This window comes from Acinetobacter sp. GN11 (assembly GCF_054823985.1).
This window is the reverse complement of record NZ_JRVL01000153.1, coordinates 1-5039: the sequence shown is the minus strand read 5'-3', so window position 1 is coordinate 5039 and position 5039 is coordinate 1. Positions and strand designations below refer to the sequence as shown.

Annotated in this window: 5 protein-coding genes; 3 read left to right on the top strand and 2 right to left on the bottom strand. The window is 37.3% G+C overall.

Annotation, left to right across the window (positions count from 1 at the left end; all coding sequences use genetic code 11):
* A partial coding sequence (locus NL42_RS13665) for an OprD family outer membrane porin (protein ID WP_461313143.1) occupies positions 1–628 on the top strand: 628 nt, incomplete at its 5' end.
* A gap of 66 nt (positions 629–694) precedes the next feature.
* Here NL42_RS13665 and NL42_RS13660 read toward each other — a convergent pair.
* Positions 695–1780 (bottom strand): HlyD family secretion protein, encoded by a 1086-nt coding sequence (locus NL42_RS13660; protein ID WP_461313142.1) that lies wholly within the window; start codon positions 1778–1780, stop codon positions 695–697.
* Positions 1777–3354 carry an MFS transporter gene (locus tag NL42_RS13655; RefSeq protein WP_461313141.1) on the bottom strand — a complete coding sequence of 526 codons (1578 nt, stop codon included), beginning with the start codon at positions 3352–3354 and terminating at the stop codon, positions 1777–1779. The genes NL42_RS13660 and NL42_RS13655 overlap by 4 nt, the downstream gene beginning before the upstream one ends.
* Positions 3355–3520: 166 nt before the next feature.
* Here NL42_RS13655 and NL42_RS13650 point away from each other — a divergent pair, with 166 nt between their 5' ends.
* Both NL42_RS13650 and NL42_RS13645 read left to right on the top strand, forming a co-directional pair.
* On the top strand, positions 3521–4147 hold the full coding sequence (locus NL42_RS13650) for a TetR/AcrR family transcriptional regulator (protein ID WP_461313140.1): 627 nt from the start codon (positions 3521–3523) through the stop codon (positions 4145–4147).
* Between the two features lie 184 nt (positions 4148–4331).
* Positions 4332–4946, top strand: a complete 615-nt coding sequence (locus NL42_RS13645; RefSeq protein ID WP_017390816.1) for a TetR/AcrR family transcriptional regulator — start codon at positions 4332–4334, stop codon at positions 4944–4946.
* Positions 4947–5039 lie beyond the last annotated feature (93 nt).

Genomic DNA, 5039 nt, shown 5'->3' with positions numbered 1-5039 from the left:
CCTTAACTACATTGACCTGCGCTATCAATTCACGCCGTCACTCAAGGGCGAATACTACTTTGGAAATTTAGAAGACCTCTACAACAAACACTATGTAGGGCTTGAGCATAATTGGAAGCAACCTAATTTTGCGCTTACGTCTAAGTTTAAATACTTCAATGCAAAAGATGATGGCAATACTTTTGATATTGATGCGCAAAATATTGGGGTGCTAGAGACTCTTAAAGTAAAAAACCACACCTTTGGTTTGGGGTACCAACAAATCATGGGTGAGTCGGCTTATCCTCTACCAGATGGCTTTTTACCAGAGACCTATTTCATTAACTGGAATGCAACAGGTTTCTTTAAAGAAGACGAAAAGTCTTACCATGTGATGTACGGCTATGACTTTAAAGACTATGTACCCGGTTTAAATGCAATGGTGAAATATGTGTATGGACATGACTTTAAAGCAGCCAGTGGTGAGAAAAACCACGAAACCGAGTCGAATGTGATTTTAAACTATGCATTTCAGCAGCCATTCTTAAAAGGCGTCGCTCTCCAATATATTCGTATTGATTACAACGTAAAACATGGCAATGATTTTGGTGAAGATCGCCTGTTTGTAAACTACACCAAAAAGTTTTAAAACTCATCATTAAAAAAGAGACCGTAAATGGTCTCTTTTTCTCTCATATTTTGAAATCTAGACTATCTATTTATTGGTATCTATTGATACTAAAACCGATAAACCAGGACGTAATAATTTAACGTCTTTTTGATTTTCAACGAGCTTGATCCGTAAAGGTAGACGCTGAACAATCTTGGTAAAGTTACCAGTTGCATTGGTCGCAGAGATCGGAGAGAAAAATGCGCCAGTAGATGGAGAGAAGCTGTCTACCACACCTTTTAGCTCAACATTATAAGCATCTACATAGACATTAACAGGTTGTCCAATTTTTATTTGTTTTAACTCAATTTCACGAAAGTTTGCTTCTACATAGACTTGGTCTAAAGGCACAACCACCATTAATGGATTACCAGCGCTCACAAAGTTACCTACGTTAGCTGACTTTTGACCGATCATGCCATCAATAGGTGCACGAACTTCTGTATAACTCAAATTCAGTTTTGTTTTATCAAGTGCTGCTTGTGCTTGTTTAAGAGCAGCTTGTTTGGCTTGTACCTGAATCTTGTATTGGTTGAGCTGATACTGTGCATCAATCACTTTTTCTTTACTGCTGTCTAAGTCAGCATATTGTTCCGTCAAAGTAGTCTTAGATTGCTGTGTAATTAATCTAGACTCGGCCCCAAGTGCCTGTAGTTGCTCATAACGTGCCGTATTATCTTTTGTGAGTTTAATCCCAGCCTCTACTTTTCTCAGCTGTGCTTCAGTTTCTCGAATAACAGTGGGTTGTCTATCAACTGCCAGCATGGCTTCACTCACGTCAGCTTGTGCTTTTGCATAATTCGATTCAGCCTCAGCCAAAGCAGCTTGATAATCACGTGCATCAATCCTTGCTAAAAGTTGGCCTTTTTTTACGGTCTGATGATCTTTAATATAAATTTCTTCAATATTGCCAGATACTTTAGGAGCAATGGTTGAGTACTCTACATCCACACGCGCATCGTCTGTTTCAATAATCGAAGATGGTAAAAATATAAGTTTTAAAACCCACAAAATAGATGCTAAGACAATAATGAACGCAATAACCATAACCCAATGCTTTTTGAGATATTGCACCTTTGTTAACTTAGGTGGTTCGGTGTGGATAGTATCTTGGGCTTCGAGAGTACTCATAAAGATTTTCCTGAGTTATGACTATTCATTAACTTAATGAGAGCAATACGGGGCGGATAAGTTCGAACTGGCAAAATCAACATCACAATGAACAAAATAGCGGTAAGACCAGCTAAGATGAGATATTGATCGCTAATAACTAAAACAGATTGTTGTGCTTGAATCGCAGAATTTAGGGCAGATAAACCACCTGAAACACGATCTGCGCCATTTGCAGTAAGCACAGGTGGTGTAAGCGGATTAATGACAGGGCCTTGAATATTTTGAAAAACATGCTGGGCTGTATTTTCAATCAGACGTGTTGAATGGTATTCACCGCGCACTCGATTAATCCAATCTAAAATACAAACACCCAGTACACCGCTAATAGCACGCGGGGTGTTAATCATCGGTGATGCATAAATTGCCATGGTTGGATGAACGCTGTTTGTACCCATCATTAATAGCGAGAGCACGACACAGGTTTGTCCAAAACATGAGATTGCATGCCAAAAATAAAACTGATCTTGATTCCATGTGGTATCAAGTTGGCTTGCACCTAGGCAACCCGCGATAACCAGAAGTAAACCAAACCCGTGCACATATCGGCTATCCACCCAAGCTTGATTTAAAAGCTTCACAACAATAGGAATATAGATAAATTGCAATGCCGCAATTTGTAAGCCAATCCACATGGTCTGAGTTGGTTTATAGCCATGCACAGCACTAAGGTAATTCAGTGGTAATGTGCTGGTGGACATACCAATAATGACAAAGCAAAAGAGGGCAAAAACAGCATAAGCAAAATTTCGGATTTCGAGCATTTGCGGTTTAATTAATGGTGATGGATAACGCCATTCATGTATGAAAAACCAAGGTAAAGTTATTGCACTAATTAAAGCTAAAACACAAATTAATTGAGAATGGAACCAGTCTAAATGGTTGCCATGCAATAATATGGTGCTCAGGCTGGCTAAGCTAATGATGGCTAAAATAGCACCTGTCCAATCGTAAGTCTTTATTCTTGAATAATTTAAAGGGTCTTGGGGAATACCAAAATAAACCAACGCAGCACTTAAGGCACAAAAAGGAATAGTTTGGAAAAATATCATTTTCCAGCCAACCACATCTAAATAAAAGGCAGAAAGTGCGGCACTTAAGTTGGGAAAGAAAGTTGCAGTTAATGCATAGCAGGCCAAGCCCCACAAACGGATTTCTGGCCCTAAAAATCTAAGCGCACAGGCCATGAGCAAAGGAATGGTTAAACCATTAGCTAGACCTTGTAGGGCGCGTAATAAATAAAATATTTCGATATTTGGACTAAAAGGAATTAAAACACTAGAGAAGAGGCAAAGTCCTATGGCAAAAAGAAGAACTCTCCGCATAGAAAAAATGACCGCCCAACTGGTGGAAAGTATCATGCCAATAATCATGGCGCTGGCATAAATACTATTGACCCAATAACCCGAGTCGACACTAATTCCCATCGCACCACGTATGTCGACTAAGGTAATGCTCGTGATGCGGTTATTAAATTCAACAGTCATTGCAGCAAATATTGCACCTGCCAAACCGATGAGGGGGCGTATATTCATCTTTTACCTTAAATCTTAAACACAAATTTATGTAGGTAGCAGGTATTGCAATTAACTGTACCGATCGGTACTCTACTCTTTAATTAAATTTACGTCAATTCTCGATTTTGAACTTTTCGATGAGTTACACTACAAACGAAGTCGCTAAAATTGTTATAAGGTCATTATGTCTGTTTCAACCAAAGCTAATGAAAAAGATCAAAAAATTCTGGATGCAGCAACAAAATTTTTCCTGACTCATGGTTTTAGTGGCACAACAACAGATATGATCCAAAAAGAGGCGGGTGTTTCAAAAGCCACCATGTATGGCTGCTATAAGAATAAAGAAGTGATGTTCGCTGCGGTCATTGAGCGCCAGTGCACGAACATGCAAGAGCAAATTATTTTAGTCGAGACAAAAGCCGAGAACTTACGGTCAGCTTTAACCGAGATTGGAAAAACCTATCTGCGTTTTATATTGTCGCATTCAGGATTGGCATTTTTTAGAGTTTGTATTGCAGAAGCAGTCAGATTTCCAGAGCTATCTGAAAAATTCTTTCAAGTTGGCCCACAGCGTCTTGCTAATATTATTGCGGGTTATCTTGAAAAATCAGCTAAAAATGATGAGATAGAATTAAATTCTTCCTCGGAAATTGCGGCGAATATATTTTTATCGCTATTAAGAAGTGATGCGCATCTTAAGTGTCTTACTCATCCTAATTTCTTAATATCAGACAGTGAAATTAGTTCTTGGGTTGAGTACGCAGTTGATTTATTTATGAAAAATATCAATTACAATGAGAAGTTAAACTAATTTTATAAGTACTTCTGGTCTCAAAAGTTAGTAAGAATAGTTTCTATTTTTTGCTTATTTAAGAGTAAAACAACTTGATATTTAATCTATATGGATTATTCTTTTTCTCTAAAGGTTAATGCCTAAGAATGGGGATATTTTCTTAAGTTAACACCATTAATTTTAACTTGTACTGTGGAAGCTAATGAGTAAACAAACTAAAGAAAAATTGATAGAAGCAGCCATCATTCTTTTTTCACAAAATAATATTGAAACGCTATCGGTACAAAGAATTAATGAAACTGCTGGAGTTGCAAATAAATCAGCACTTTATTACCACTTTAAGTCAAAATGGGGACTCGTGGAGGCTGCATTAGATCATGTCATGCAGCCTTATGTTATTGATAGTTTAGAGTTATTAAATGCTATTCCATCTAATAATGTACAGGTTTCTGATGTTGTAGATGCTCTAATGAAACCCATGGTAAAAATACTTTTACAGAATAATGGAATTCATTACATCAAATTTTTCTCTAAAACGATTAGTGCCGGAGATGAAGGGCGCGTTATTGTTGCAAAAACTTTAGTACCTATTGCCAATAAAGCCGTAGATTTATTACAGCAAGCTTTACCTGATGCAGACCCTAATGCGATTTCACTTAAAGTACTTTTTACTTTTAATATCATTTTAAATGTGATCAGTGATATTGGTCTTGAGCATTTTTGGCCAACAGAGGTTAAAGACCATAAACTACTCGCTAAATATTTAAAAGATTATATTGAAGGCGGAATTCGTTTTAAAGCAGATCATTTTTATTAATAAGCCTCAAAAATTTCCTATCTTTTATTGATTAAGCATTGTTTCATCTCGCCCTGCGTTTTTATAGAACCAGTTTAGACAGTACGGTTTGAA

Coding starts and splice junctions, on each gene's coding strand:
- NL42_RS13655 (WP_461313141.1), bottom strand. CDS start 3,354: ATGAATATACGCCCCCTCATCGGTTTGGCAGGTGCAATATTTGCTGCA.
- NL42_RS13660 (WP_461313142.1), bottom strand. CDS start 1,780: ATGAGTACTCTCGAAGCCCAAGATACTATCCACACCGAACCACCTAAG.
- NL42_RS13645 (WP_017390816.1), top strand. CDS start 4,332: ATGAGTAAACAAACTAAAGAAAAATTGATAGAAGCAGCCATCATTCTT.
- NL42_RS13650 (WP_461313140.1), top strand. CDS start 3,521: ATGTCTGTTTCAACCAAAGCTAATGAAAAAGATCAAAAAATTCTGGAT.